This window comes from Pseudomonas sp. 65/3-MNA-CIBAN-0223 (assembly GCF_040310425.1).
Lineage (GTDB): Bacteria > Pseudomonadota > Gammaproteobacteria > Pseudomonadales > Pseudomonadaceae > Aquipseudomonas > Aquipseudomonas gregormendelii.
Map to the genome: position 1 here is coordinate 1 of NZ_JBEOPV010000005.1, position 23,058 is coordinate 23,058.

Annotated in this window: 22 protein-coding genes; 18 read left to right on the forward strand and 4 right to left on the reverse strand. The window is 57.6% G+C overall.

Annotated elements, in window-relative coordinates:
* Positions 1-150: 150 nt before the first annotated feature.
* Complete coding sequence (gene tauA / locus AAEZ09_RS06670) at positions 151-1,137, reverse strand: taurine ABC transporter substrate-binding protein (protein ID WP_350598729.1); 987 nt, start codon at positions 1,135-1,137, stop codon at positions 151-153.
* A 350-nt stretch (positions 1,138-1,487) separates the two neighbouring features.
* On the opposite strand from tauA, the gene AAEZ09_RS06675 reads away from it, so the two are divergent.
* The 9 genes from AAEZ09_RS06675 to AAEZ09_RS06715 all read left to right on the forward strand — a co-directional run bounded on the left by AAEZ09_RS06675 (position 1,488) and on the right by AAEZ09_RS06715 (position 10,299).
* Positions 1,488-2,816, forward strand: a complete 1,329-nt coding sequence (locus AAEZ09_RS06675; RefSeq protein WP_045059629.1) for an OprD family porin — start codon at positions 1,488-1,490, stop codon at positions 2,814-2,816.
* A gap of 367 nt (positions 2,817-3,183) precedes the next feature.
* Positions 3,184-4,518 carry an OprD family porin gene (locus AAEZ09_RS06680; protein ID WP_045059628.1) on the forward strand — a complete coding sequence of 445 codons (1,335 nt, stop codon included), beginning with the start codon at positions 3,184-3,186 and terminating at the stop codon, positions 4,516-4,518.
* Positions 4,519-4,700: 182 nt separating this feature from the next.
* A complete protein-coding gene (locus tag AAEZ09_RS06685; protein WP_045059744.1) occupies positions 4,701-5,339 on the forward strand; it encodes a peroxiredoxin in 639 nt (212 codons plus the stop codon).
* A 283-nt stretch (positions 5,340-5,622) separates the two neighbouring features.
* Positions 5,623-6,216, forward strand: coding sequence for an NADPH-dependent FMN reductase (gene ssuE, locus AAEZ09_RS06690; protein WP_205893137.1), 594 nt, complete (start codon positions 5,623-5,625; stop codon positions 6,214-6,216).
* A gap of 102 nt (positions 6,217-6,318) precedes the next feature.
* A complete protein-coding gene (locus AAEZ09_RS06695) occupies positions 6,319-7,284 on the forward strand; it encodes a sulfonate ABC transporter substrate-binding protein (RefSeq protein WP_045059746.1) in 966 nt (321 codons plus the stop codon).
* A gap of 25 nt (positions 7,285-7,309) precedes the next feature.
* On the forward strand, positions 7,310-8,458 hold the full coding sequence (gene ssuD / locus AAEZ09_RS06700; protein ID WP_350598733.1) for an FMNH2-dependent alkanesulfonate monooxygenase: 1,149 nt from the start codon (positions 7,310-7,312) through the stop codon (positions 8,456-8,458).
* Between the two features lie 8 nt (positions 8,459-8,466).
* Complete coding sequence (gene ssuC / locus AAEZ09_RS06705; protein WP_350598736.1) at positions 8,467-9,249, forward strand: aliphatic sulfonate ABC transporter permease SsuC; 783 nt, start codon at positions 8,467-8,469, stop codon at positions 9,247-9,249.
* Complete coding sequence (gene ssuB / locus AAEZ09_RS06710; RefSeq protein WP_350598738.1) at positions 9,246-10,052, forward strand: aliphatic sulfonates ABC transporter ATP-binding protein; 807 nt, start codon at positions 9,246-9,248, stop codon at positions 10,050-10,052. The genes ssuC and ssuB overlap by 4 nt, the downstream gene beginning before the upstream one ends.
* 31 nt (positions 10,053-10,083) lie before the next feature.
* Complete coding sequence (locus AAEZ09_RS06715; protein ID WP_003229256.1) at positions 10,084-10,299, forward strand: TOBE domain-containing protein; 216 nt, start codon at positions 10,084-10,086, stop codon at positions 10,297-10,299.
* A gap of 71 nt (positions 10,300-10,370) precedes the next feature.
* On the opposite strand, the gene AAEZ09_RS06720 is transcribed toward AAEZ09_RS06715, so the two are convergent.
* Positions 10,371-10,652: a helix-turn-helix domain-containing protein gene (locus AAEZ09_RS06720; protein ID WP_350598741.1), complete on the reverse strand. Its 282-nt coding sequence runs from the start codon at positions 10,650-10,652 to the stop codon at positions 10,371-10,373.
* 133 nt (positions 10,653-10,785) lie between these two features.
* On the opposite strand from AAEZ09_RS06720, the gene coaA reads away from it, so the two are divergent.
* Entirely contained in the window at positions 10,786-11,739 is a 954-nt protein-coding gene (gene coaA, locus AAEZ09_RS06725; protein ID WP_350598743.1) for a type I pantothenate kinase, read from the forward strand.
* Between the two features lie 49 nt (positions 11,740-11,788).
* Here coaA and AAEZ09_RS06730 read toward each other — a convergent pair whose 3' ends face one another.
* The gene (locus AAEZ09_RS06730) at positions 11,789-12,427 is read right to left on the reverse strand and encodes a TetR/AcrR family transcriptional regulator (protein ID WP_350598746.1); all 639 of its coding nucleotides are present in this window, start codon (positions 12,425-12,427) and stop codon (positions 11,789-11,791) included.
* Positions 12,428-12,650: 223 nt separating this feature from the next.
* On the reverse strand, positions 12,651-14,027 hold the full coding sequence (locus AAEZ09_RS06735; protein WP_122841083.1) for a glutamine synthetase family protein: 1,377 nt from the start codon (positions 14,025-14,027) through the stop codon (positions 12,651-12,653).
* Between the two features lie 278 nt (positions 14,028-14,305).
* On the opposite strand from AAEZ09_RS06735, the gene AAEZ09_RS06740 reads away from it, so the two are divergent.
* The 8 genes from AAEZ09_RS06740 to AAEZ09_RS06775 all read left to right on the forward strand — a co-directional run bounded on the left by AAEZ09_RS06740 (position 14,306) and on the right by AAEZ09_RS06775 (position 23,047).
* Complete coding sequence (locus AAEZ09_RS06740) at positions 14,306-14,596, forward strand: glutamine amidotransferase (protein WP_350598748.1); 291 nt, start codon at positions 14,306-14,308, stop codon at positions 14,594-14,596.
* A gap of 37 nt (positions 14,597-14,633) precedes the next feature.
* On the forward strand, positions 14,634-15,992 hold the full coding sequence (locus tag AAEZ09_RS06745) for a glutamine synthetase family protein (protein WP_045059752.1): 1,359 nt from the start codon (positions 14,634-14,636) through the stop codon (positions 15,990-15,992).
* Between the two features lie 58 nt (positions 15,993-16,050).
* Positions 16,051-17,415: an aspartate aminotransferase family protein gene (locus AAEZ09_RS06750; protein WP_350598750.1), complete on the forward strand. Its 1,365-nt coding sequence runs from the start codon at positions 16,051-16,053 to the stop codon at positions 17,413-17,415.
* A 182-nt stretch (positions 17,416-17,597) separates the two neighbouring features.
* The gene (locus AAEZ09_RS06755) at positions 17,598-18,695 is read left to right on the forward strand and encodes a polyamine ABC transporter substrate-binding protein (RefSeq protein WP_045059754.1); all 1,098 of its coding nucleotides are present in this window, start codon (positions 17,598-17,600) and stop codon (positions 18,693-18,695) included.
* Between the two features lie 240 nt (positions 18,696-18,935).
* Positions 18,936-20,033, forward strand: a complete 1,098-nt coding sequence (locus AAEZ09_RS06760; RefSeq protein WP_045059755.1) for a polyamine ABC transporter substrate-binding protein — start codon at positions 18,936-18,938, stop codon at positions 20,031-20,033.
* Between the two features lie 67 nt (positions 20,034-20,100).
* Complete coding sequence (locus AAEZ09_RS06765) at positions 20,101-21,243, forward strand: ABC transporter ATP-binding protein (protein ID WP_045059756.1); 1,143 nt, start codon at positions 20,101-20,103, stop codon at positions 21,241-21,243.
* Between the two features lie 35 nt (positions 21,244-21,278).
* A complete protein-coding gene (locus AAEZ09_RS06770; protein ID WP_350598966.1) occupies positions 21,279-22,160 on the forward strand; it encodes an ABC transporter permease subunit in 882 nt (293 codons plus the stop codon).
* Positions 22,157-23,047, forward strand: a complete 891-nt coding sequence (locus AAEZ09_RS06775; protein WP_350598753.1) for an ABC transporter permease subunit — start codon at positions 22,157-22,159, stop codon at positions 23,045-23,047. The genes AAEZ09_RS06770 and AAEZ09_RS06775 overlap by 4 nt, the downstream gene beginning before the upstream one ends.
* The last annotated feature ends 11 nt before the right edge of the window (positions 23,048-23,058 follow it).

Genomic DNA, 23,058 nt, shown 5'->3' on the forward strand with positions numbered 1-23,058 from the left:
ACACATCTTTGTATGTCAGCACCAACGAGCTTAGACCTCTCTCGCTGGGTGCTGGGTCAACATACAAGGAGCTGCCGCAGGCTGCGATCTTTTGATCTAAAAACAAGTCAAAAGATCGCAGCCTGCGGCAGCTCCTACGGGGGATCGCGTTTATTCCACGTATTTAGAGCTGACGTACGCCGAATAATCCGGCAGCACCGTCTCGACTTTGCCCTGTTCCTTCAGGAACTTCGCGGTCTCGCCAATCGCCTTGGCCGTGCCGCCCTCCAGCAGCGCGGTGGTCTGCTGTGCCTTGGCGTCCGGGAAAGCCGAGCCGGCCAGCAGTTCAGGCACATCGGCGGCATTGGCCCCGGTCAATTTAGCGATTTTCTGCACCGGCACCGAATCGGCAGTCCAGGTGTCTTTATGCGCGGCGTAGTCAGCGAATGAGTCCAGGGTGACCTTGGCGAACCTGGCAATCACTTCCGGGTGCTTCTCTGCGTAATCCTTGCGCGCCACCCACACTTCGAAAGTCGGAGCGCCCCATTGGCCAACCTCGGCCGCATCGGTCAGGGTCTTGCCGGTCTTGCGGATTTCGCCCAGGGCAGGCGACCATACGAAGGCCCCGTCAATATCACCACGCTTCCAGGCAGCAGCAATTTCCGCCGGCTGCAGGTTCACCACCTTCACTTGCGAAGTACTCAGGCCCCAATGCTTCAGTGCGCCGAGCAGGCTGTAATGAGAGGTGGAAACGAAGGGCGTGGCGATGGTCTTGCCGATCAGATCTTCCGGTTTATTGATCCCGCTCCCGTTACGGACCACCAGCGCCTCGGCGGCATTGATCTGCGCCGAAACGATGAAGGCAACGATTGGCAGGTTCCGCGAAGCCGCGGCGGCCAGCGGGCTGGAGCCCAGATTCCCGATCTGCACATCCCCGGAAGCAATGGCCGTGACCACCTCCGGCCCGCTGTTGAAGCGGCGCCAATCGATTTTCTGGCCAATGGTTTTCTCATACAGGCCGTCGGCCTGCGGCACCTTGCTGGGATCAATCCCGGTCTGATATCCCACGGTCAGGTTGGCGGCGACGGCGTTAAAAGAAATTAAAGCCGATACACAAACTGTAACAATTGGATTGGATAGTGCGCGCTTGATTGTCATGGCCTGGTCTTCGATGAGAGGAAATACGGATTTCCGTTAAATCTAATCGATCTAAAAAACGGCCAATAAATATCTTTTAGGTATTAGCTTATAGGCTCGCGTTCACCGGACCGCGCGCTGTGGTCAGTTCCTAAAGGCTATTAAAAAACATCGGATGCTTCGTATTGGATTTATGCAAAGCGCATTTATCTGCCGACGCTGGATTCACGGGGATTAGACCATGGTCGTAGTCACATACGGTTACGATTGACTTGCAGGTCACGGTCTGGCGCTAATCGCAAATCCTAGGATCCCGGGCATTTGACCCAGGGCCAGGAATACAAAAATTAGAAACGAGAGGAGCTTAAAAAATGAACAAGTCCACCTTGGCCTTGGCCGTGGCCGTAGGGGTAATGGCGCAGCAGGCAGGCGCCGCCGGATTCATTGAAGACAGCAAGGCTTCCGTCAGTTCTCGCACCATGTATTACAACGCCGACACTCGCGAAGGCGCCGCCAATGATCAGCGCGAAGCTGCTCAGGGTCTCAAGTTCGACTACCTGTCGGGCTTCACCCAAGGCACGGTCGGCTTCGGCTTTGACGCCCAGGCGCTGGTCGGCATTCATCTGGACGGTGGTCGCGGTCATCACCCGGACAACAACTCATTCTTCCCAAGTGACACTGACGGCTCGGCATCCGACCCGTGGAGCCGGGTAGCCGGTAACGTCAAGGCACGTATCTCGAAAACCGAAGCCCACCTCGGTGGTGCCTTGCAACCGAGCATGCCGGTACTGATCGCGAACGACAGCCGCCTGCTGCCACAGACCTTCGAAGGCGGCACCATCACCTCGAAGGAAATCGACAACGTCACGTTCAACGCCGGCCAGCTCGAGCACGCCGCGGGTCGAGCGTCGTCGAACACCACCGGTCTGGCAGTCGCTGGCGGCACTGAAGAAAGCAACAAATTCCGTTACGGTGGTGCTGACTGGAAGGTCACCAAAGACCTGATGCTGCAGTACTACTACGCCAATCTGGAAGACTACTACAAGCAGCATTTCCTGGGCCTGGTACACGTCTACCCGATCAGCGCCACCCAGTCGTTCAAGACTGACCTGCGCTATTTCGACAGCAGCTCCGACGGCAAGAACGGTGATGCGGGTTACCGCTTCAACAACAACGGCGGTTATGCGAAGAACCCGGGCGAGGTGGATAACCAGACCTGGAGCGCCATGTTCACCTACACCCTGGGTCCGAACGCATTCTTGCTGGGCCATCAGCGAGTCAGCGATGACGGTGGTTTCGTCTACCTGAACCAGGGCAGCGTGGTCGACGGCAATGGTCGCAACGAAGGAGCCGGCGGTTCGAGCTTCTACTCGTTCACCGACGCCATGATCAACGGCTTCGTGCGTGCAGGTGAGAACACCACATTCGGTCAGTACACCTTCGACTTCGCATCCCTGGGCGTTCCAGGCCTGAAGGCCTCGGCCGCTTATCTGCGCGGCGAGGACATCAAGGCCACCAACGGCGTTGGCAAAGACCAGACCGAGTGGGAGCGCGACCTGCGCGTGGACTACGTGATTCAAACCGGCGCGCTCAAGGGGTTCGGCACGACCCTGCGTCACGGCACCTACCGCGGCGACACCAACATCTCCGCGCAAGACCAGACCCGCGTGATTTTCAACTACACCTATAGCTTCCTGTAACACCCAACACGGAAAAAGCCCTGCCAGCTGGCGGGGCTTTTTTTCGGATTTTTTCTTATATTCAAATTGGGTCTTACGATGTAATTTATTATTCCTTTTAGCTTTTAATGCGAAGCCCTAAAGTGCGTCCCGCTGGGGCCGATACCGGTGGCCTGACACGATTAAATGCCATCCGTTATTCCTGAATGGCATTAAAAGAATGAAATTATTTTTTATCCGTTTACCATGCGGGCCCCATTTCCCTTGGTCAGACGCCCGGGGTAGACGCATCACGCGATGACCCGTGGTTTGCGGTCACCGCGCATTTCAGGATCCAGAGCATTCGACTCTGGACCGAAAAAAAATTAGAGACGATAGGAGCGAAACAATGAACAAGTCCACTTTGGCCCTGGCTGTGGCCGTAGGGGTTTTGGCGCAGCAGGCAGGCGCCGCCGGTTTCATCGAAGACAGCAAAGCCACCCTGGGCCTGCGCAACTTCTACATCAACACCGATAACCGTGACGGTACCGGCGCCAATAAAAACGAAGAATGGGGCCAAGGCTTCGACCTGCGTTTCATCTCGGGCTACACCCAAGGAACTGTTGGCTTCGGTATCGATGCCATTGGCCTGCTGGGCGTACGCCTCGATTCCGGTGGCGGTACTAACGGTGCGACGGCCACTTCCTATGGCGGCACCGTGTTCCCTAGCAAATCCAACGGTGAAGCGGTCGATAACTTCTCCAGCCTGGGCCTGACGGCCAAGGCCAAGATCTCCCAAACTGAATTGAAGCTGGGTACCTTGCAGCCGAAGAACCCGGTCATTGTCACTAACGACGGTCGCCTGCTGCCACAAACCTGGCAGGGTGGCCAGATCACTTCTGGCGAGATCAAGGACCTGACCTTGGTCGGTGGCCAGATCGAGCACGTCAAAGGTCGTAACTCCAGCAACAATGAACAACTGTCGATCGGCGGTGCCAACGCTCGTGTCGCCAACAGCAACAAGTTCATCTATGCCGGCGGTGACTACAAGATCACCAAAGACCTGACTGCCCAGTACTACTACGGCAACCTGGAAGATTTCTACAAGCAACACTTCCTGGGTCTGGTGCACAACTGGGCAATCGGCCCGGGGGTTCTGAAATCTGACCTGCGTTATTTCAATAGCTCGGATGACGGTGCCAACTCCAATACCGCTGCTTACTTCAGCAACGGTAACTACAACGGCGTGCCAAGCGGTAAAGGCCCGGTCGATAACAACCTGTACAGCGGCCTGTTCCTGTACACCGTTGCCGGTCACACCTTCGGTGGCGGTTACCAGGTCAGCAACGGCAGTAGCGATTTCCCTTGGTTGAACCAGGGCGACGGTTCGTCGAACTACACCATCACTGACATGCAGATCCAGAAATTCGGCCGTGCTGGCGAGAAAACCTGGCAAGTACGCTACTCCTATGACTTCGCTAAAGTCGGCGTGCCTGGTCTGACTGCTGGTGCTGTGTACCTCAAGGGTGACGATATCGACACCGTTGGTGCAAACCGTCAGCAGGCCGCTTCGGGTGCCTCCGAGTGGGAACGCGACTTCACCCTGGCTTACGTGGTACCAGAAGGCCCGCTGAAAAACGTAGGCTTCATGTGGAAAAATGCTACCTGGCGCACCGACCTGCCGAACACCCGTTCGCAGGACGAAAACCGCCTGATCCTCAGCTATTCGATCCCGCTATTGTAATAGCGCTCGCGTTACTGAAGTAAAAAAAGCCCTGCCCGGCACACTGTCGGGCGGGGTTTTTTGTGTTTTGTAACTGGCTTTTATATGCATTTTAATTCTAAACAAATCGATATTTATTCTTTTTAATAGATAAAAAACGCAGGCACAGTTGAGCTCATCAAGCACTCACCAGGAGCAGCACCATGAGCCTCAGACTTGGCGACATCGCCCCCGACTTCGAACAGGATTCCAGTGCCGGCACCATTCGGTTTCATGAATGGCTGGGCGATAGCTGGGGCGTGCTGTTCTCCCACCCGGCAGACTTCACGCCGGTATGCACCACCGAGCTGGGCTTTACCGCCAAGTTGAGAGACCAGTTCGCCGAGCGCGGCGTCAAGGCGATTGCCCTGTCCGTGGACCCGGTGGATTCGCATCACAAATGGATCGAAGACATCAACGAAACCCAGGACACCCAGGTCAATTTCCCGATTCTGGCTGACGCCGATCGCAAGGTGTCGGACCTTTATGATCTGATTCATCCCAATGCCAACGACACCCTGACCGTGCGATCGCTGTTCGTCATCGACCCGAACAAGAAGGTGCGGCTCACCATCACTTACCCAGCGAGCACTGGCCGTAACTTCCATGAAATCCTGCGGGTAATCGACTCGCTGCAACTCACCGACAACTACAAGGTGGCGACCCCGGCCAACTGGCAGGACGGTGATGAAGTAGTGATCGTGCCATCGCTCAAGGACGAGGAAGAAATCCAGAAGCGCTTTCCCAAAGGTTATCGCGCGGTGAAGCCGTACCTGCGCCTGACGCCGCAACCCAATCGTTGAAGATCAAAAGATCGCAGCCTCCGGCAGCTCCTACACGGATAGGCGGGCCCTGTAGGAGCTGCCGAAGGCTGCGATCTTTTTGAACCCACACCACAAAGCAGGGAATTTCAGGCCGTTTCGACGGCCTTTTTTTTTGCTTGGACATCCACTCTTTCCATATCTCTTATTAGAATAACCAAATGAATAAATATGATTTATGGATATAACAATCAGCTGTTAAGGTCACTCCATCCAAGCGAGATCGCACACTGCGAATTGCCAAAATAGCTAAAGGAATTCCTGAATGCTGGTTGTCTCAATCGGTGGCAGTCCTAGCCAACGCTCCCGTTCCGGAGTGCTGCTGGACCACTCTCAGCGCTGGTTGCGCGAGCAAGGTGTGGAAGTGGTGAGTTACCAGGTACGGGACTTCCCGGCCGAGGACTTGCTGCATGCACGCTTCGATAGCCCCAAGGTGATCGACCTGCTGCAACAGATTGAAAACGCTGACGGCCTGCTGATCGCTACGCCGGTTTACAAGGCCTCGTTCTCCGGTGCACTAAAAACCGTGCTGGACCTGCTGCCCGAGCGCGCGTTGGACCACAAAGTGGTTTTACCCATGGCTACCGGCGGCAGTATCGCGCACATGCTGGCGGTGGATTACGCGCTCAAACCGGTGCTGTCGGCGCTCAAAGCCCAGGAAATGTTGCACGGGATTTTCGCCGTGGACAGTCAGATCGCTTACGGCGAGGGCAGCGCCCAGGCGCAGTTGGCGCCTGAGCTGGAACAACGACTCGGTGAGTCACTGGAGCTGTTTCTTATCGCCATGGCGCGACGGCCGAAACCGATCGATCCGAACCTGTTGAATGAACGTTTGCTGAGTGCTCGCTGGAGCATTTGAGCCCGCACTCAATCCACCCCTGAATTTGCTTCACTCCACCTTACTCAGCCGCTAACGGCCAAGCAGGTGCAGCCAAAACCCAACTGCAAAAAGGAGAGCGCTATGCGCACTGTCATTTTGCGTCGTGGTCTGGTCGCTCTGTTTGCTGCGGCTGTCACCTTCGGCGCCATTACTCAAGCTCAGGCCGAGACACTTCGAATCGGTTATCAGAAGTACGGCACCCTGGTGCTGCTCAAGGCCAAGGGTACTCTGGAGAAACGCCTCGCCGCCCAAGGCGTGGACGTGCAATGGACTGAATTCCCCGGTGGCCCGCAGTTGCTGGAAGGCCTGAACGTCGGCTCCATCGACTTCGGCGTTACCGGCGAAACCCCGCCGGTGTTTGCCCAGGCGGCCGGTGCTGATCTGCTCTATGTCGCCTATGAACCACCAGCGCCTCACAGCGAGGCGATCCTGGTGCCCAAAGACTCGCCGATCAAATCGGTGCAGGAACTCAAGGGCAAGAAAATCGCCCTGAACAAAGGCTCCAACGTTCACTACCTGCTGGTGCGGGCTCTGGAAGACGCCGGCCTCAAATACAGCGATATCCAGACCGTGTTCCTGCCGCCAGCCGATGCCCGCGCCGCGTTCGAGCGTGGCAGTGTCGACGCCTGGGTCATCTGGGACCCGTACCAGGCTGCGGCCGAACAGCAACTGCAGGCCCGCACCCTGCGTGACGGCAAAGGCATCGTCGACAACCATCAGTTCTACCTGGCGACCAAACCCTACGCGCAGAAAAATCCCGAGGTGATCAAGACTTTGGTGGAGCAAGTGCGCGCAGTCGGCGAATGGTCCAAGGCCAACCCTGAAGACGTGACCCAACAGGTTTCGCCACTGCTTGGCCTGCCGGCAGACATCACCCTGACGTCGGTGAAACGCCAGGGCTATGGCGCGCTATTCCTGACCCCGGAAGTGGTGGCCGCGCAACAGAAAATCGCCGACAGCTTCTACCAGCTCAAGCTGATTCCGAAGCCGCTGAGCATCAAGGACGTGATCTGGACGCCACCGGCGGCCGTTGCCAAAGCACCGTAATTCGACTTCCTAAGGAGACCACTCCATGAGCCTCAACATCTTCTGGTTCCTGCCTACCCACGGCGACGGCCATTACCTTGGCACCGCCGAAGGCGCTCGCGCCGTCGACCACGGTTACCTGCAACAGATCGCGCAAGCAGCCGACCGCCTGGGGTTTGGCGGGGTGCTGATCCCCACCGGACGCTCCTGCGAAGATTCGTGGCTGGTGGCCGCGTCGTTGATCCCGGTAACCCAGCGCCTGAAGTTTCTGGTCGCCCTGCGCCCCGGGATTATTTCCCCGACGGTGGCCGCGCGCCAGGCGGCGACGCTGGATCGGTTGTCCGGCGGGCGTGCGCTGTTCAACCTGGTGACCGGCGGGGATCCGGAAGAGTTGGCCGGCGATGGCCTGTTCCTGAGCCACGAAGAACGCTATCAGGCTTCGGTGGAATTCACTCGCATCTGGCGTCGGGTGCTGGAAGGTGAAACCGTTGACTACGACGGTCAGCACATCAGCGTGAAGGGCGCCAAGCTGCTCTACCCACCGATCCAGCAACCGCGTCCACCGCTGTACTTCGGTGGTTCGTCGGAAGCGGCGCAGGACCTTGCCGCGGAGCAGGTCGAGATGGTTCTGACCTGGGGTGAGCCGCCGGCCGCTGTTGCCGAGAAGATCGAACAGGTACGGGCCAAGGCCGCCAAGTTGGGGCGTACCGTGCGGTTCGGGATTCGCTTGCACGTGATCGTTCGGGAAACCAATGCTGAAGCCTGGCAAGCGGCGGACCGGCTGATCTCCCACGTGGATGATGAAACCATCGCCCGCGCCCAGGCGTCGCTGTCGCGCTTCGATTCGGTTGGCCAGCAACGCATGGCCGCGCTGCACGGTGGCAGTCGCGACAACCTGGAAGTCAGCCCCAACCTCTGGGCCGGTGTCGGCCTGGTGCGTGGTGGTGCCGGCACGGCACTGGTGGGTGACGGTCCGACAGTGGCCGCCCGTGTGAAGGAATACGCGGACCTGGGCATCGATACGTTCATCTTCTCCGGCTATCCACACCTGGAAGAGTCCTATCGTGTTGCGGAGCTGTTGTTCCCGCACCTGGATATCGAGCGTGCGCAGCTGCCCCAGGGTGCCAACTACGTCAGCCCGTTCGGCGAGATGGTCGCCAACGATATCCTTCCCAAAGCCGCGTCGCAGAGCTGAGGCGCGCCATGAAGAAAGTTATCCACAACCTGGCACCCTGGGCGTTGCCGGTGCTGTTGCTGGCGGTGTGGCAGTTGTCGGTATCGGCGGGTTGGTTGTCGACACGGATTCTGCCGGCGCCGATAGCCGTCATTGAAGCCGGCGTGAGCCTGGTGCGCAGCGGTGAAATCTGGACCCATCTGGCAATCAGCGGCTGGCGTGCTGCCTTGGGCTTTGCCATCGGCGGCAGCATCGGCCTGGTGCTGGGTTTCATCACCGGCCTGTCGAAATGGGGCGAGCGCCTGCTCGACAGTTCGGTGCAGATGGTGCGCAACGTACCGCACCTGGCGCTGATCCCCCTGGTCATCCTGTGGTTTGGCATCGATGAGTCGGCGAAGATTTTCCTGGTGGCCCTGGGCACATTGTTCCCGATCTACCTCAACACCTATCACGGCATTCGCAACGTCGATCCGGCGTTGGTGGAGATGGCGCGCAGTTACGGTTTGTCCGGTTTCAGCCTGTTCCGCCAAGTGATTCTGCCGGGCGCACTGCCTTCGATCCTGGTCGGTGTGCGCTTCGCGTTGGGCTTCATGTGGCTGACGCTGATCGTTGCGGAAACCATTTCTGCCAGCTCCGGCATCGGTTACCTGGCAATGAATGCCCGGGAATTCCTGCAGACCGACGTGGTGGTGCTGGCGATCCTGTTGTACGCGGTGCTCGGCAAACTGGCCGACCTCGCTGCGCGCGGACTTGAACGAGTATGGCTGCGCTGGCATCCGGCCTATCAGGCTGCCAAGGGAGGTGCCGCATGACGGCTCAACAACCTCCACGCCTGCTGCGCGGAATTCCGCTGGCGGTGCGCAAGCTGCAAAAGACCTTTGGTACGCGGCAAGTGCTGCGCGAGATCGACCTGCACATTCCGGCCGGGCAGTTCGTGGCCGTGGTCGGGCGCAGCGGTTGCGGCAAAAGTACCTTGTTGCGCTTGCTCGCCGGCCTCGACAAACCTACTGGCGGTGAACTGTTGGCGGGTTCGGCGCCGCTGAGCGCAGCGCTGGAAGACACCCGCTTGATGTTCCAGGAAGCGCGTCTGCTGCCGTGGAAAAAAGTTATCGACAACGTCGGCCTCGGGCTCAACGGCAACTGGCGGCCACAAGCACTGGACGCGTTGGAGTCGGTAGGCCTGGCAGACCGCGCCAATGAGTGGCCGGCGGCCTTGTCCGGTGGCCAGAAGCAACGTGTGGCCCTGGCCCGCGCGCTGATCCACCAACCGCGCTTGCTGTTGCTGGACGAGCCCCTGGGCGCCCTGGATGCCCTGACGCGCATCGAGATGCAGCAACTGATTGAACGACTCTGGCAAAAGCATGGCTTCACGGTGTTGCTGGTCACCCACGACGTCAGTGAGGCGGTCGCGATTGCCGATCGGGTGATCCTGATCGAAGAGGGTGAAGTCGGCCTCGACCTCCACGTGGAACTACCGCGCCCTCGGGTTCGCGGTTCCCACCGGCTGGCGGCGCTGGAAACCGAAGTCCTCAACCGCGTGCTGTCACTGCCCGGCGAGCCGCCGGAACCGGAACCTGTTTCACCATTGCCCACGCAATTGCGTTGGGCGCAGTAACCCACCTTATCCAACGACAGGAAACAACCTCATGACTATCAAGGCCATCAACGTTCGTAACCAGTTCAAAGGCTCGATCAAGGAAATCGTGCTGGGCGACGTGCTGTCGGAAATCGACGTGCAGACCGCTTCGGGCATCGTCACTTCAGTGATCACCACTCGTTCTGTCAAAGAGCTTGAGTTGGTGGTCGGCAGTGAAGTGATCGCGTTCGTAAAATCCACCGAGGTGTCGATCGCCAAGTTGTAAAGGGCGCGTGGAAGCAACAACCCGGAGGGTGGGAGCCCTGCGGGTTTTTATGCTCTGCTTTTTAGGGGCCGCTAAGGCATCTGTAAGCACAGACCTTCTTGCTGAGCTTTGGATATAGCATGCTTGGCATTGGCTACATCAAGCTTTTCTACGATATTGCGCATGTGAAATTTTACTGTGCGTACGCTAATGCTGGTGATTAGTGATATCTCGGAGTAGGTCTTCCCGATGCACGCCCATTTCAAGATTTCATGCTCTTGTTGAGTCAGGGGTTTGGTTGAGTTTTCTGGGAATATTAAATCAAGTACTCGTGGGTTGAAGATCATGAGTTGATGAGCTCGAATTAGTAACATTTGAAGTTCCGCTCTAAATAAGGTTTTGTCGATTTTCTATAATGGATTTCATGGCTTCGCCATGCATCGATTTGGATACGACGACCAGATCTGATATGTTTCCTGATTTTGGTGAGGCATATACAGGATGGATATGACTACAGAGCAGGATGCAATAGTGCTTTCGCAAGCCAATCTCGGGTACCGGGAGTTTAGTCGCGAGCGGTGGTCAACCTTTCGGGCCGAGGTGGCGATGAGCCTCTCGTCTTCGGAAATGGAAGCACTGATAAGTTCTACCCAGCCCATGACGCCGGAAGAGGTAATGAATATATTGCTTCCTCTATCACGCCTGCTGAATCTTAACTTTGCTGCAACGCGGACGGTTAGTCAGGTACAAGCTGATTTTCTCGGGGTGCCATTATTAAGGTCGCCCTATATAGTCGGTATATCCGGTAGTGTTGCGGTAGGTAAAAGTAGCTTTGCCAGAGTATTGTCGGCACTATTATCATCTTGGCCTGGTTCGCCCCATGTACAGTTGGTGACAACGGACTCATTCCTTTTTCCTTTGGCGACGCTCGCGGAGAAAAATCTGCTGCATAGAAAAGGTTTTCCAGAGTCGTACGATAAATCACTGTTTCTGGGTTTTTTGCACTCAGTGTGCAACAAGGGGGAAGCGGTTCAGATCCCAACATACTCACATGTTCGATATGACATAGTTCCTAACGAAATGCAGCGGGTACAGTCCCCCGATATCATTGTCTTGGAAGGATTAAATGTGCTGCAGGAGGACAAGTGCTCGGGTTTAAATGTTTTGGATTTTATAGATTTTTCGATCTATATTGACGCTTCACCAGACGATATTAAAAAGTGGTATCTCGAACGATTTGTTTATTTAAAGAACACAGCTTTCCAGTCAGCGGAGTCTTACTTCAACAAATTTAAAAATCTGTCGGATCTTGAGGCTTTATCAATGGCGTCCGATACCTGGGATCGGGTCAACTTGACGAACCTCGTCGAGCACATTTTGCCAACGCGTGAAAGGGCCAGTCTGATCATCAATAAATCATCTAATCATTCTATCGATAGATTACTGCTCCGGGCTATTTGAAACGACTGTCAACGCTCGGAACGATTTCGTCAGGCTTATCTCTGAAAAGTCAGGATGAGGCAAGTCGCTTGGGCAGATAAGGCGGCAGATAAAGCCCCAGATACGCATCAAACACCCGCATCCCTTCCTCGGCCATACGCGGTGTGATCTGCCCATGTTGCTGCACCGAACGCGCATACACCCGATCCCCCAGCTCCATCGCCAGCGCAAACACATCGACATCACTCGGCAACTTCGGCAGTTCGAAGTGATGATCGAAGAGCTTGTGCATCAGTTCGCCCAGCTCGATGTCGTGCTGGCGGTCGGCCTGGGTGACTTCGGTCAGGCCGTGCTGGGCAAGAATCAATTGTCGGGCGGCGGCGTCGTCGCTGTAGATGTCGAGCATGCGCTGCTCCACCAGGCGTGACAGGTCGCGCCAGCCGCTGAGGGCGTTGTGGTCTATGGGGGCTTGCAGGCATGCCCGGAAAGCGGCGTGGACGTCGGCCGTCAGCGCTTCGAGCAGGGACGGCACGCTGGCGAAAAAGTGATACACCGAGGACGGCGGGATTTCCGCGCGCTCGGCCACGCTGTAGATCGACAGGCTGCCCACGCCTTCGGCGGCCAGCAGCGTACGGGCGGCGTCGAGTATGGAATCGATCCGCGCCTGGCTGCGGGCGCGAGGTTTGCGAACGGTGGCGGTGCGCGTCATTGGAGACTCCTGCGGGGCAGGGGGCATTGTACGAGCCGGGTGATGTGTTGTCTTGTCGGCCGCCATCGCTGGCAAGCCAGCTCCCAAGGATTTCCAGCGAAACACAAATGGTGTGTGCGGCAAGTGACTTGTGGGAGCTGGCTTGCCAGCGATCCGCCGCAGGCGGCCATAAAAAAACGCCGCCAGCTTTACCAGCCGACGGCGTTTGTTTTACTGCAACCGCTTAAACGGTATGCAGGTACCAGTTGTACTCAAGATCGGAAATGGAGTGTTCAAACTCCTCCAGCTCGCTCTCTTTACACGCGACAAAAATGTCGATGTATTTTGGATCGATGTACTTGGCCATCACTTCGCTGTCGTCCAGCTCGCGCAGTGCATCACGCAGGTTGTTCGGCAGGCTCTGCTCGTTCTGCTCGTAGGAGTTGCCTTCCACGGGCGCGCCCGGTTCGATCTTGTTGACCAGGCCATGGTGCACGCCAGCCAGGACCGAAGCCATCAGCAGGTACGGGTTGGCGTCGGCGCCGGCAACACGGTGCTCCAGGCGGACCGCGTCGGCGGAACCGGTCGGTACACGTACCGCTACAGTCCGGTTATCCAGACCCCAGCACGGCGCGTTGGGCACGTAGAACTGTGCGCCGAAGCGACGGTAGGAGTTGACGTTCGGGCACAGGAAAGCCATCTGTGCCGGTAGGGTCTCGAGCACACCGCCGATCGCGTGACGCAATGCGGCGTTCTGCTCGGGATCCTCACTGGCAAAAATATTCTTGCCGTCTTTATCAAGGATCGAGATATGGACGTGCAGTCCATTACCTGCCTGGCCCGGGTAAGGCTTGGCCATGAAGGTGGTGTCCATCTCATGATCGTAGGCGATGTTCTTGATCAGGCGCTTGAGCAGTACCGCGTAGTCACACGCCTTGATGGCGTCGGCCACGTGGTGCAGGTTCACTTCGAACTGCGCCGGGGCACTTTCCTTGACGATCGCGTCGGCAGGAATGCCTTGCTCCTTCGCACCTTCCAGAATGTCCTGGAGGCAGTCGACGTATTCGTCGAGGTCGTCGATCAGGTAAACCTGTGTCGAGTGCGGGCGTTTGCCGGAGATCGGCGAGCGCGGAGGTTGCGGGCGACCGTTCACGTTCTCCTGGTCGATCAGGTAGAACTCCAGTTCGAAAGCGGCACAGATCGTAAGACCCATTTCGTCGAACTTGGCGACGACCTGACGCAGGACTTCCCGGGGGTCGGCGAAGAAGGGTTCACCTTCGAGTTCGTGCATGGTCATCAACAGTTGCGCAGTAGGGCGCTTCTGCCAAGGCTCGTTGCACAGGGTGTCAGGGATTGGATAACAGATTCGGTCAGCATCGCCGATGTCCAGGCCCAGGCCGGTGCTTTCCACCGTCGAGCCGTTGATATCCAGGGCAAAGAGGGAGGCCGGCAGGTTGATGCCTTTCTCGTAAACCTTGTGGAGGCTGGTGCGTTCGATGCGCTTGCCGCGCACCACACCATTCATATCCGCAATCAGAAGGTCAACGTACAGAACCTCAGGATGTTCCTTAAGGAACGCGTTCGCTTCGTTAAGCTGAACGGCACGCGGGGGTACCGACATGATGCAACACCTTTGTTGTTAAAAATATCAATCATTGATCTCTTCGGGTTTCAGTCAACCCGAACGGCATGCCGAAGTCAAGCGAGGCCTTTTTTGCCCTAAAAAAGCGCCCATGAGGCTTTTTTGAGGCACTTTGGGGCGTTTTTAAGCCCTCGGGCTCTTTGCCGGCCGCAGGCTTGAGCGGGCCGTGTTGTATTTTTTACGGGGGTGTTGTGTAAAAAAATGAACAAGGCTAAGCTCGAATCAAACCCATAACAGCAATAATACCGGGGTGTTTCATGTCTCGCCTGCCGTTAATCGGCGTCACCGGCTGCTCAAGGCAGACCGATCACCTGGCAGCGTCCGATATTCTGGACGGTCTGGATGGCATTCTCTTTACCGGCTCTGCATCCAATATAGAACCGTTTTACTCCAGCGGCCCGTACTTCGTAGCGCAGACTGCCGTTAATTATGCACGCATCACCCATACACCTGTTGCCCCACGCTTCTTTCGAGGCGAGCATTCGTGTGCCCGGCAATTGCAAGGGCAATCTGTACCACACGACGCCGATGCGTCAAACAACGCCTGACTTACCAGAGTCCGGAAACCCAGCCTAAGAGGCATTTATGAGTCACAACCTCGACCAGCTCACCGATTGGTTGAAAGACCACAAGATCACAGAAGTCGAATGCATGATCGCCGATCTGACCGGTATCACCCGGGGCAAGATTTCGCCGACCAACAAATTCATTGCGGAAAAAGGCATGCGCCTGCCCGAAAGCGTTCTGTTACAGACCGTGACTGGCGACTATGTCGAAGACGACATCTATTACGAACTGCTCGACCCGGCCGACATCGACATGATCTGCCGCCCCGACCAGAACGCGGTGTACCTGGTGCCGTGGTCCGTGGAGCCCACCGCCCAGGTGATCCATGACACCTACGACAAGCAAGGCAATCCGATTGAGCTGTCGCCGCGCAACGTGCTCAAGAAAGTGCTGAAACTCTATGCCGACAAAGGCTGGCAGCCGATCGTGGCGCCGGAAATGGAGTTTTACCTGACCAAGCGCAGTGACGACCCGGACTACCCGTTGCAACCGCCAATTGGCCGTTCCGGTCGTCCGGAAATCGGTCGCCAGTCGTTTTCCATCGAGGCGGCGAACGAGTTCGACCCGCTGTTCGAAGACGTCTATGACTGGTGCGAACTGCAGGAGCTGGACCTCGACACGCTGATCCACGAAGACGGTACGGCGCAGATGGAAATCAACTTCCGTCACGGCGATGCCCTGTCCCTGGCCGACCAGATCCTGATCTTCAAGCGCACCATGCGCGAAGCGGCCCTCAAGCATGATGTGGCCGCCACCTTTATGGCCAAGCCCATGACCGGTGAGCCGGGCAGCGCGATGCACTTGCACCAGAGCATTATCGACATCGAGACCGGCAAGAATGTCTTCTCTAATGAAGACGGGACCATGAGCCAGCTGTTCCTGCACCACATCGGCGGGCTGCAGAAGCTGATCCCCGAGCTGCTGCCGCTGTTCGCACCGAACGTCAACTCGTTCCGCCGCTTCCTGCCGGATACCTCGGCGCCGGTAAACGTGGAGTGGGGCGAAGAAAACCGCACGGTGGGCCTGCGGGTGCCGGATGCCGGGCCACAGAACCGTCGAGTGGAAAACCGCCTGCCGGGTGCCGATGCCAACCCTTACCTGGCGATCGCCGCGAGCCTGCTCTGCGGCTACATCGGCATGGTCGAAGGCTTGAACCCAAGTGCGCCGGTGGTGGGACGTGGTTATGAACGCCGCAACCTGCGCCTGCCACTGACCATCGAGGACGCGTTGGAGCGCATGGAAAACAGCGCGACCGTCGAGAAGTACCTCGGCAAAAAATTCATCACTGGCTACGTCGCGGTCAAGCGGGCCGAGCATGAAAACTTCAAGCGCGTGATCAGTTCGTGGGAGCGGGAATTCCTGCTCTTCGCCGTCTGATGCGCTGCGGCGCGGTAGGAAATAACCGCGCCCTCACTGCAAACTTAGGAGAATTCGCATGACTAGTAACAATCCGCAAACCCGTGAGTGGCAAGCACTGAGCAACGACCATCACCTGGCACCGTTCAGTGACTTCAAGCAGTTGAAGGAAAAAGGCCCGCGCATCATCACCAGCGCCAAGGGCGTCTACCTGTGGGACAGCGAAGGCAACAAGATCCTCGACGGCATGGCCGGCCTGTGGTGTGTGGCTATCGGTTACGGTCGCGACGAACTGGCTGACGCAGCCAGCAAGCAGATGCGCGAGCTGCCGTACTACAACCTGTTCTTCCAGACTGCTCACCCTCCCGTACTGGAACTGGCCAAGGCCATTGCCGATATCGCGCCGCAAGGCATGAACCACGTGTTCTTCACCGGCTCCGGTTCCGAAGGCAATGACACCATGCTGCGGATGGTGCGCCACTACTGGGCGATCAAGGGCCAGCCGAACAAGAAAGTCATCATCAGCCGCAAGAACGGCTATCACGGTTCCACTGTGGCCGGCGCGAGCCTGGGTGGCATGACTTATATGCACGAACAGGGCGACCTGCCGATTCCAGGCATCGTTCACATTGCCCAGCCGTACTGGTTCGCCGAAGGCGGCGACATGACGCCTGAAGAGTTTGGCGTGTGGGCTGCCAACCAGCTGGAAGAGAAAATTCTGGAAATCGGCGTTGATAACGTCGGTGCCTTTATTGCCGAGCCGATCCAGGGTGCCGGTGGCGTGATCATTCCGCCTGAGACCTACTGGCCGCGCATCAAGGAAATCCTCGCCAAGTACGACATCCTGTTCGTGGCGGACGAAGTGATCTGCGGTTTCGGTCGCACCGGCGAGTGGTTTGGTTCCGATTTCTACGACCTCAAGCCCGACATGATGACCATCGCCAAAGGCCTCACCTCCGGCTACATCCCAATGGGCGGCCTGATCGTGCGCGACGAAGTGGTGGCAGTGCTCAACGAAGGCGGCGACTTCAACCACGGTTTCACCTATTCCGGTCACCCGGTGGCGGCTGCGGTGGCGCTGGAAAACATCCGCATCATACGTGATGAAAAAATCATCGAGCACGTCCACGCAGAAACGGCACCGTATTTGCAAAGTCGCCTGCGGGAACTGAACGATCACCCACTGGTGGGCGAAGTACGTGGGGTAGGGCTGCTGGGGGCGATCGAACTGGTCCAGGACAAGGCCACTCGCAAGCGTTACGAAGGTAAAGGCGTCGGCATGATTTGCCGCACCTTCTGCTTCGATAACGGCCTGATCATGCGCGCCGTCGGCGACACCATGATCATTGCTCCGCCACTGGTGATCACCAAGGCGGAAATCGATGAGCTGGTGACCAAGGCTCGCAAGTGCCTGGACCTGACACTGAGTGCGCTGCAAGCCTAAGTGCTAGGCTCTGAGCGGGGTGCAAGGTTTGCATTTCGCTCAGGGCAAACAAAGGATGGGTCTTTCCTTGAAAGGCAGCCTCGGATCTTGCCAGACTACCGGTTGTTTCAGATGCCCGGCAAAGGCCGCTGAGCACGTGGTTAAAAAGAAAAATTGGAGCATTACCCATGAAGGCATTAGGTATGAAGATAGCTGGCAAGACCCTCCTGGCCATGTCCCTGATGGGCATGATGGCAGGCGCAGTTCAGGCGGACGATAAGGTTCTGCACGTCTACAACTGGTCTGATTACATCGCACCGGACACCGTCAAGAAGTTCGAAGCCGAGTCGGGCATCAAGGTGGTCTACGACGTATTCGACAGCAACGAAACGCTGGAGGCGAAGTTGCTGGCAGGCAAGTCCGGCTACGACATCGTCGTGCCGTCGAACAACTTCCTGGCCAAGCAGATCAAGGCTGGCGTTTACCAGAAACTCGACAAGTCCAAACTGCCGTTGTGGAAAAATCTCAATACCGACCTGCTCAAAGCGGTATCGGTGAGCGATCCGGGTAACGAACATGCATTCCCGTACATGTGGGGTTCGATCGGTATCGGCTTCAACGACGAAAAGGTCAAGGCAGCACTGGGCGCCGATGCACCAACCAATTCCTGGGACCTGATCTTCAAGCCTGAAAATGCTGCCAAGCTGAAATCATGCGGCATCAGTGTCCTCGATTCGCCAACCGAGATGATTCCGGTGGCGCTGCACTACCTGGGCTATCCGACCGACAGCCAGGACAAGAAACAACTGGCTGAAGCTGAAGCACTGTTCCTGAAAGTCCGTCCTTCGATCGGCTACTTCCATTCGTCCAAGTACATCTCCGACCTCGCCAACGGCAACATCTGTGTGGCCATCGGTTACTCGGGCGACATCTACCAGGCCAAGTCCCGTGCGGCTGAAGCCGGTGACAAGGTGAAGGTCAGCTACAACATTCCGAAAGAAGGTGCTGGCAGCTTCTACGACATGGTCGCCATCCCGAAAGATGCCGAAAACGTCGAAGGCGCCTACAAGTTCATGACCTTCCTGATGAAGCCGGAAATCATGGCAGAGATTACCAACGCCGTGCGCTTCCCGAACGGTAACGCTGCGGCAACACCGCTGGTTGATAAAGACATCACCAGCGACCCGGGCGTTTATCCACCAGCCGACGTTCTGGCCAAGCTGTACGCGATTGCCGACTTGCCGGCCGCTACCCAGCGAATCCTGACCCGCAGCTGGACCAAGATCAAATCGGGTAAATAAATAAACCTGCAGGAGCGAGCTCGCTCGCGAAGAACGCTGGAGCACCGTTGGGTGCCAGGCATCCCGAGTTATCGTTGGCGACCATCGCGAGCGAGCTCGCTCCTACAGGGCTGTATGCATAAAAGTTTTGCTGGAACGGTTTTTCGAGGGTAAGTTGCGCGCCGGTTTGTTGTCGGGCAGTCGAGGGCTGTCATGCAGCGCGGGGCAACTTGGGCCCAACTAATTTCAGAGGACCTCCACTTGCCTATTTCTTCTTTGTTTCGCAATGCCCTGTTGATGGCTGCCGGACTGACAGTTGCTGTCGGTGCCCAGGCCGCCGGTACGGTGCATATTTATAACTGGTCGGACTACATCGGTCAGACCACCCTGGAAGACTTCCAGAAAGAGACCGGCATCAAGCCGGTGTATGACGTCTTTGACTCCAACGAAACCCTGGAAGGCAAGTTGCTGGCCGGGCGCACCGGTTACGACGTCGTCGTGCCGTCCAACCACTTCCTGGGCAAGCAGATCAAGGCGGGCGCATTCCAGAAACTCGACAAGTCGAAGCTGCCCAACTATTCAAACCTCGACCCGGTGCTGCTCAAGCGCCTGGAGCAGAACGATCCGGGCAACCTCTATGCCGTGCCGTACCTGTGGGGCACTAACGGCATCGGTTACAACGTCGATAAGGTCAAGGCGGTACTGGGTGTCGACAAGATCGATTCCTGGGCAGTGCTGTTCGAGCCGGAGAACATCAAGAAGCTTCACAGCTGTGGTGTCGCCTTCCTCGATTCGGCTGACGAAATGATGCCGACAGTGCTCAACTACATGGGCCTGGATGCCAACAGTACCAACCCGCAGGACTACAAAAAGGCTGAGGCCAAGTTGCTGGCGGTGCGGCCTTACGTGACTTACTTCCACTCCTCCAAGTACATCTCGGACCTGGCCAACGGCGACATCTGCGTGGCTATCGGTTTCTCCGGCGACATGTTCCAGGCGAAAAACCGCGCTGAAGAAGCGAAGAAGGGCGTGAACATCGCCTACTCGATTCCCAAGGAAGGTGGCGCGCTGTGGTTTGACATGCTGGCGATTCCGAAGGACTCGAGCAACGTCAAGGAAGCCCACGCCTTCATTAACTATTTGCTGAAACCTGAGGTCATCGCCCAGGTCAGTGATTATGTCGGCTACGCCAACCCTAACCCTGGGTCGGACAAACTGATGGAGCAGTCCATTCGCACCGACGAAGCGGTTTATCCACCGCAGGCAGTCCTCGACAAGACCTACGTGTCCATCGAGCTGCCACCCAATATTCAACGTTTGATGACCCGCAGCTGGACCAAGGTCAAGTCGGGTAAATAGCTTCAAAACTATCCAAGGTTGGCTCACCTTGAGCGAACTGCACTCTGTTTTTTTGGGAGTTTCGTAAATGGCAGTTGCCTCCGGCGCCTACAAGAAAGCCCTCGAGGGCGACCAGACACCTAAACAGGTGCTGGTCAAAATCGACCGGGTCACGAAGAAGTTCGACGAGACGATTGCCGTGGACGATGTGTCCCTGGAAATCAAGAAAGGCGAGATTTTCGCCCTGCTCGGCGGTTCGGGATCGGGCAAGTCCACGTTGCTGCGCATGCTTGCGGGTTTCGAACGGCCTACGGAGGGGCGCATTTTCCTCGACGGTGTGGACATTACCGATATGCCGCCGTACGAGCGGCCGATCAACATGATGTTCCAGTCCTACGCCTTGTTCCCGCACATGACCGTGGCGCAGAACATTGCCTTCGGCCTCAAGCAGGACAAGATTCCCGCGGCTGAAGTCGACGCCCGCGTAGCCGAAATGCTCAAGCTGGTGCAGATGAGCCAGTACGCCAAGCGCAAGCCGCATCAACTGTCTGGCGGCCAGCGTCAGCGTGTGGCACTGGCGCGCTCCCTGGCCAAGCGGCCAAAGCTGTTGTTGCTCGATGAGCCAATGGGCGCACTGGACAAGAAACTGCGCTCGCAGATGCAGCTGGAGCTGGTCGAGATCATCGAACGAGTCGGTGTAACCTGCGTCATGGTGACCCACGACCAGGAAGAGGCCATGACCATGGCCGAGCGCATCGCGATCATGCACCTGGGCTGGATCGCCCAGATCGGCAGCCCGATCGACATCTACGAAACCCCGACCAGCCGCCTGGTCTGTGAATTCATCGGTAACGTGAACATCTTCGAAGGCGAAGTCATCGACGACGCCGAAGGCCACGCGATCATTACCTGCAAGGACCTGGACCGCAAAATCTACGTGGGCCACGGCATCAGCACCTCGGTGCAGGACAAGTCGGTCACCTACGCGATCCGTCCGGAAAAACTGCTGGTTACCGCCGACATGCCGACGTGCGAATACAACTGGTCCAGCGGCAAGGTCCACGACATCGCCTACCTGGGCGGCCATTCGGTGTTCTACGTCGAGCTGCCAAGCGGCAAGCTGGTGCAGTCATTCGTGGCCAACGCCGAACGTCGTGGCCAGCGTCCGACCTGGGGCGACCAGGTCTATGTGTGGTGGGAAGACGATAGCGGCGTGGTACTCCGCTCATGAACATGCGCAAATTCAAACGCCGCCTCAATCGAATAATTCCCGGTGGCCGCCAGCTGGTCATCGGGGTTCCGTTCATCTGGCTGTTCCTGTTCTTCATGTTGCCGTTCTTCATCGTATTGAAGATCAGCTTCGCCGAAGCCGACGTGGCCATTCCGCCGTACACCGAGATCTACAGCTTCATCGACCAGAAGCTCCAGGTGCTGTTGAACCTGGGCAACTACGCGATGCTGGGCGACGACGAGCTGTACATCGCCGCGTATCTTGGCTCGTTGAAGATGGCGCTGATCAGCACGGTCCTCTGCCTGCTGATCGGCTATCCGATGGCCTACGCCATCGCCAGTGCCCGCAAAGAGATGCAGACGGTGCTGGTGCTGCTGATCATGATGCCGACCTGGACCGCGATCCTGATCCGCGTTTATGCGTGGATGGGCATCCTCAGCAACAACGGCCTGCTCAACGGCTTCCTGATGAGCATGGGCTGGATCAACGAGCCGCTGCAGATCCTCAACACCAACCTGGCGGTGTATATCGGCGTGGTTTATTCCTACCTGCCGTTCATGATCCTGCCGCTCTACGCCAACCTGGTGAAGCACGATAACAGCCTGCTGGAGGCGGCCTCCGACCTGGGCTCGAGCACGTTCAACAGCTTCTGGAAAATCACCATTCCATTGTCCAAGAACGGCATCGTCGCTGGCTGCATGTTGGTGTTCATCCCGGTCGTGGGTGAGTTCGTCATCCCGGAACTGCTCGGCGGTCCGGAAACCCTGATGATCGGTAAAGTGCTGTGGCAGGAATTCTTCAACAACCGTGACTGGCCGGTGGCGTCTGCCCTGGCGGTGGTGATGCTGGCGATCCTGATCGTGCCGATCATCCTGTTCAACCGTAGCCAGGCCAAAGAGATGGAGGGCAAGGAATGAAGCGCTTCCGTTTCTCGAGTTTCATGCTGGTAGTGGGGCTGCTGTTCATCTACGCGCCGATGCTGATCCTGGTGATCTATTCGTTCAACGCCTCCAAACTGGTGACGGTATGGGGCGGCTGGTCGATCAAGTGGTACGTGGGTCTGATGGACAACAGCCAACTGATGGGCTCGGTGCTGCGCTCGCTTGAGATCGCCTGCTACACGGCGGTTGCGGCGGTAGCGCTGGGTACATTGGCGGCCTTCGTGTTGACCCGGATCACCCACTTCAAGGGGCGTACGTTGTTCGGTGGCCTGGTCACCGCACCGTTGGTGATGCCCGAGGTGATTACCGGTCTGTCGTTGTTGCTGCTGTTCGTGGCAATGGCGCAGATGATCGGCTGGCCCCAGGAGCGTGGCATCGTCACCATCTGGATTGCTCACACGACGTTCTGTGCGGCGTATGTGGCGGTGGTGGTGTCGGCGCGCTTGCGTGAGCTGGACCTGTCCATCGAAGAGGCCGCCATGGACCTGGGCGCCCGACCGTGGAAGGTGTTCTTCCTGATCACCATCCCGATGATCGCGCCGTCGCTGGCAGCGGGGGGCATGATGTCCTTCGCGTTGTCGCTGGATGACCTGGTGTTGGCGAGTTTCGTTTCCGGGCCGGGGTCGACGACCTTGCCGATGGAAGTGTTCTCGGCCGTGCGCCTGGGCGTGAAGCCTGAGATCAACGCCGTGGCCAGTTTGATTCTGCTGGCGGTGTCGCTGGTGACCTTCCTGGTGTGGTTCTTCAGCCGTCGTGCGGAAGAGTCGCGCAAGAAAGCGATCCAGCAGGCCATTGAGGAAAGCGCTGCCGACTCATGGAAGCAACCGGACGTGCGTCGTGCGCAGGCACCGCAAGCCGTTTGAGTCTGTAGGCT

Bases quoted from the DNA above. Each gene is read 5' to 3' on its own strand.
- tauA (WP_350598729.1), bottom strand. From the start codon at position 1,137: ATGACAATCAAGCGCGCACTATCCAATCCAATTGTTACAGTTTGTGTA.
- AAEZ09_RS06675 (WP_045059629.1), top strand. From the start codon at position 1,488: ATGAACAAGTCCACCTTGGCCTTGGCCGTGGCCGTAGGGGTAATGGCG.
- AAEZ09_RS06680 (WP_045059628.1), top strand. From the start codon at position 3,184: ATGAACAAGTCCACTTTGGCCCTGGCTGTGGCCGTAGGGGTTTTGGCG.
- AAEZ09_RS06685 (WP_045059744.1), top strand. From the start codon at position 4,701: ATGAGCCTCAGACTTGGCGACATCGCCCCCGACTTCGAACAGGATTCC.
- ssuE (WP_205893137.1), top strand. From the start codon at position 5,623: ATGCTGGTTGTCTCAATCGGTGGCAGTCCTAGCCAACGCTCCCGTTCC.
- AAEZ09_RS06695 (WP_045059746.1), top strand. From the start codon at position 6,319: ATGCGCACTGTCATTTTGCGTCGTGGTCTGGTCGCTCTGTTTGCTGCG.
- ssuD (WP_350598733.1), top strand. From the start codon at position 7,310: ATGAGCCTCAACATCTTCTGGTTCCTGCCTACCCACGGCGACGGCCAT.
- ssuC (WP_350598736.1), top strand. From the start codon at position 8,467: ATGAAGAAAGTTATCCACAACCTGGCACCCTGGGCGTTGCCGGTGCTG.
- ssuB (WP_350598738.1), top strand. From the start codon at position 9,246: ATGACGGCTCAACAACCTCCACGCCTGCTGCGCGGAATTCCGCTGGCG.
- AAEZ09_RS06715 (WP_003229256.1), top strand. From the start codon at position 10,084: ATGACTATCAAGGCCATCAACGTTCGTAACCAGTTCAAAGGCTCGATC.
- AAEZ09_RS06720 (WP_350598741.1), bottom strand. From the start codon at position 10,652: ATGTTACTAATTCGAGCTCATCAACTCATGATCTTCAACCCACGAGTA.
- coaA (WP_350598743.1), top strand. From the start codon at position 10,786: ATGACTACAGAGCAGGATGCAATAGTGCTTTCGCAAGCCAATCTCGGG.
- AAEZ09_RS06730 (WP_350598746.1), bottom strand. From the start codon at position 12,427: ATGACGCGCACCGCCACCGTTCGCAAACCTCGCGCCCGCAGCCAGGCG.
- AAEZ09_RS06735 (WP_122841083.1), bottom strand. From the start codon at position 14,027: ATGTCGGTACCCCCGCGTGCCGTTCAGCTTAACGAAGCGAACGCGTTC.
- AAEZ09_RS06740 (WP_350598748.1), top strand. From the start codon at position 14,306: ATGTCTCGCCTGCCGTTAATCGGCGTCACCGGCTGCTCAAGGCAGACC.
- AAEZ09_RS06745 (WP_045059752.1), top strand. From the start codon at position 14,634: ATGAGTCACAACCTCGACCAGCTCACCGATTGGTTGAAAGACCACAAG.
- AAEZ09_RS06750 (WP_350598750.1), top strand. From the start codon at position 16,051: ATGACTAGTAACAATCCGCAAACCCGTGAGTGGCAAGCACTGAGCAAC.
- AAEZ09_RS06755 (WP_045059754.1), top strand. From the start codon at position 17,598: ATGAAGATAGCTGGCAAGACCCTCCTGGCCATGTCCCTGATGGGCATG.
- AAEZ09_RS06765 (WP_045059756.1), top strand. From the start codon at position 20,101: ATGGCAGTTGCCTCCGGCGCCTACAAGAAAGCCCTCGAGGGCGACCAG.
- AAEZ09_RS06775 (WP_350598753.1), top strand. From the start codon at position 22,157: ATGAAGCGCTTCCGTTTCTCGAGTTTCATGCTGGTAGTGGGGCTGCTG.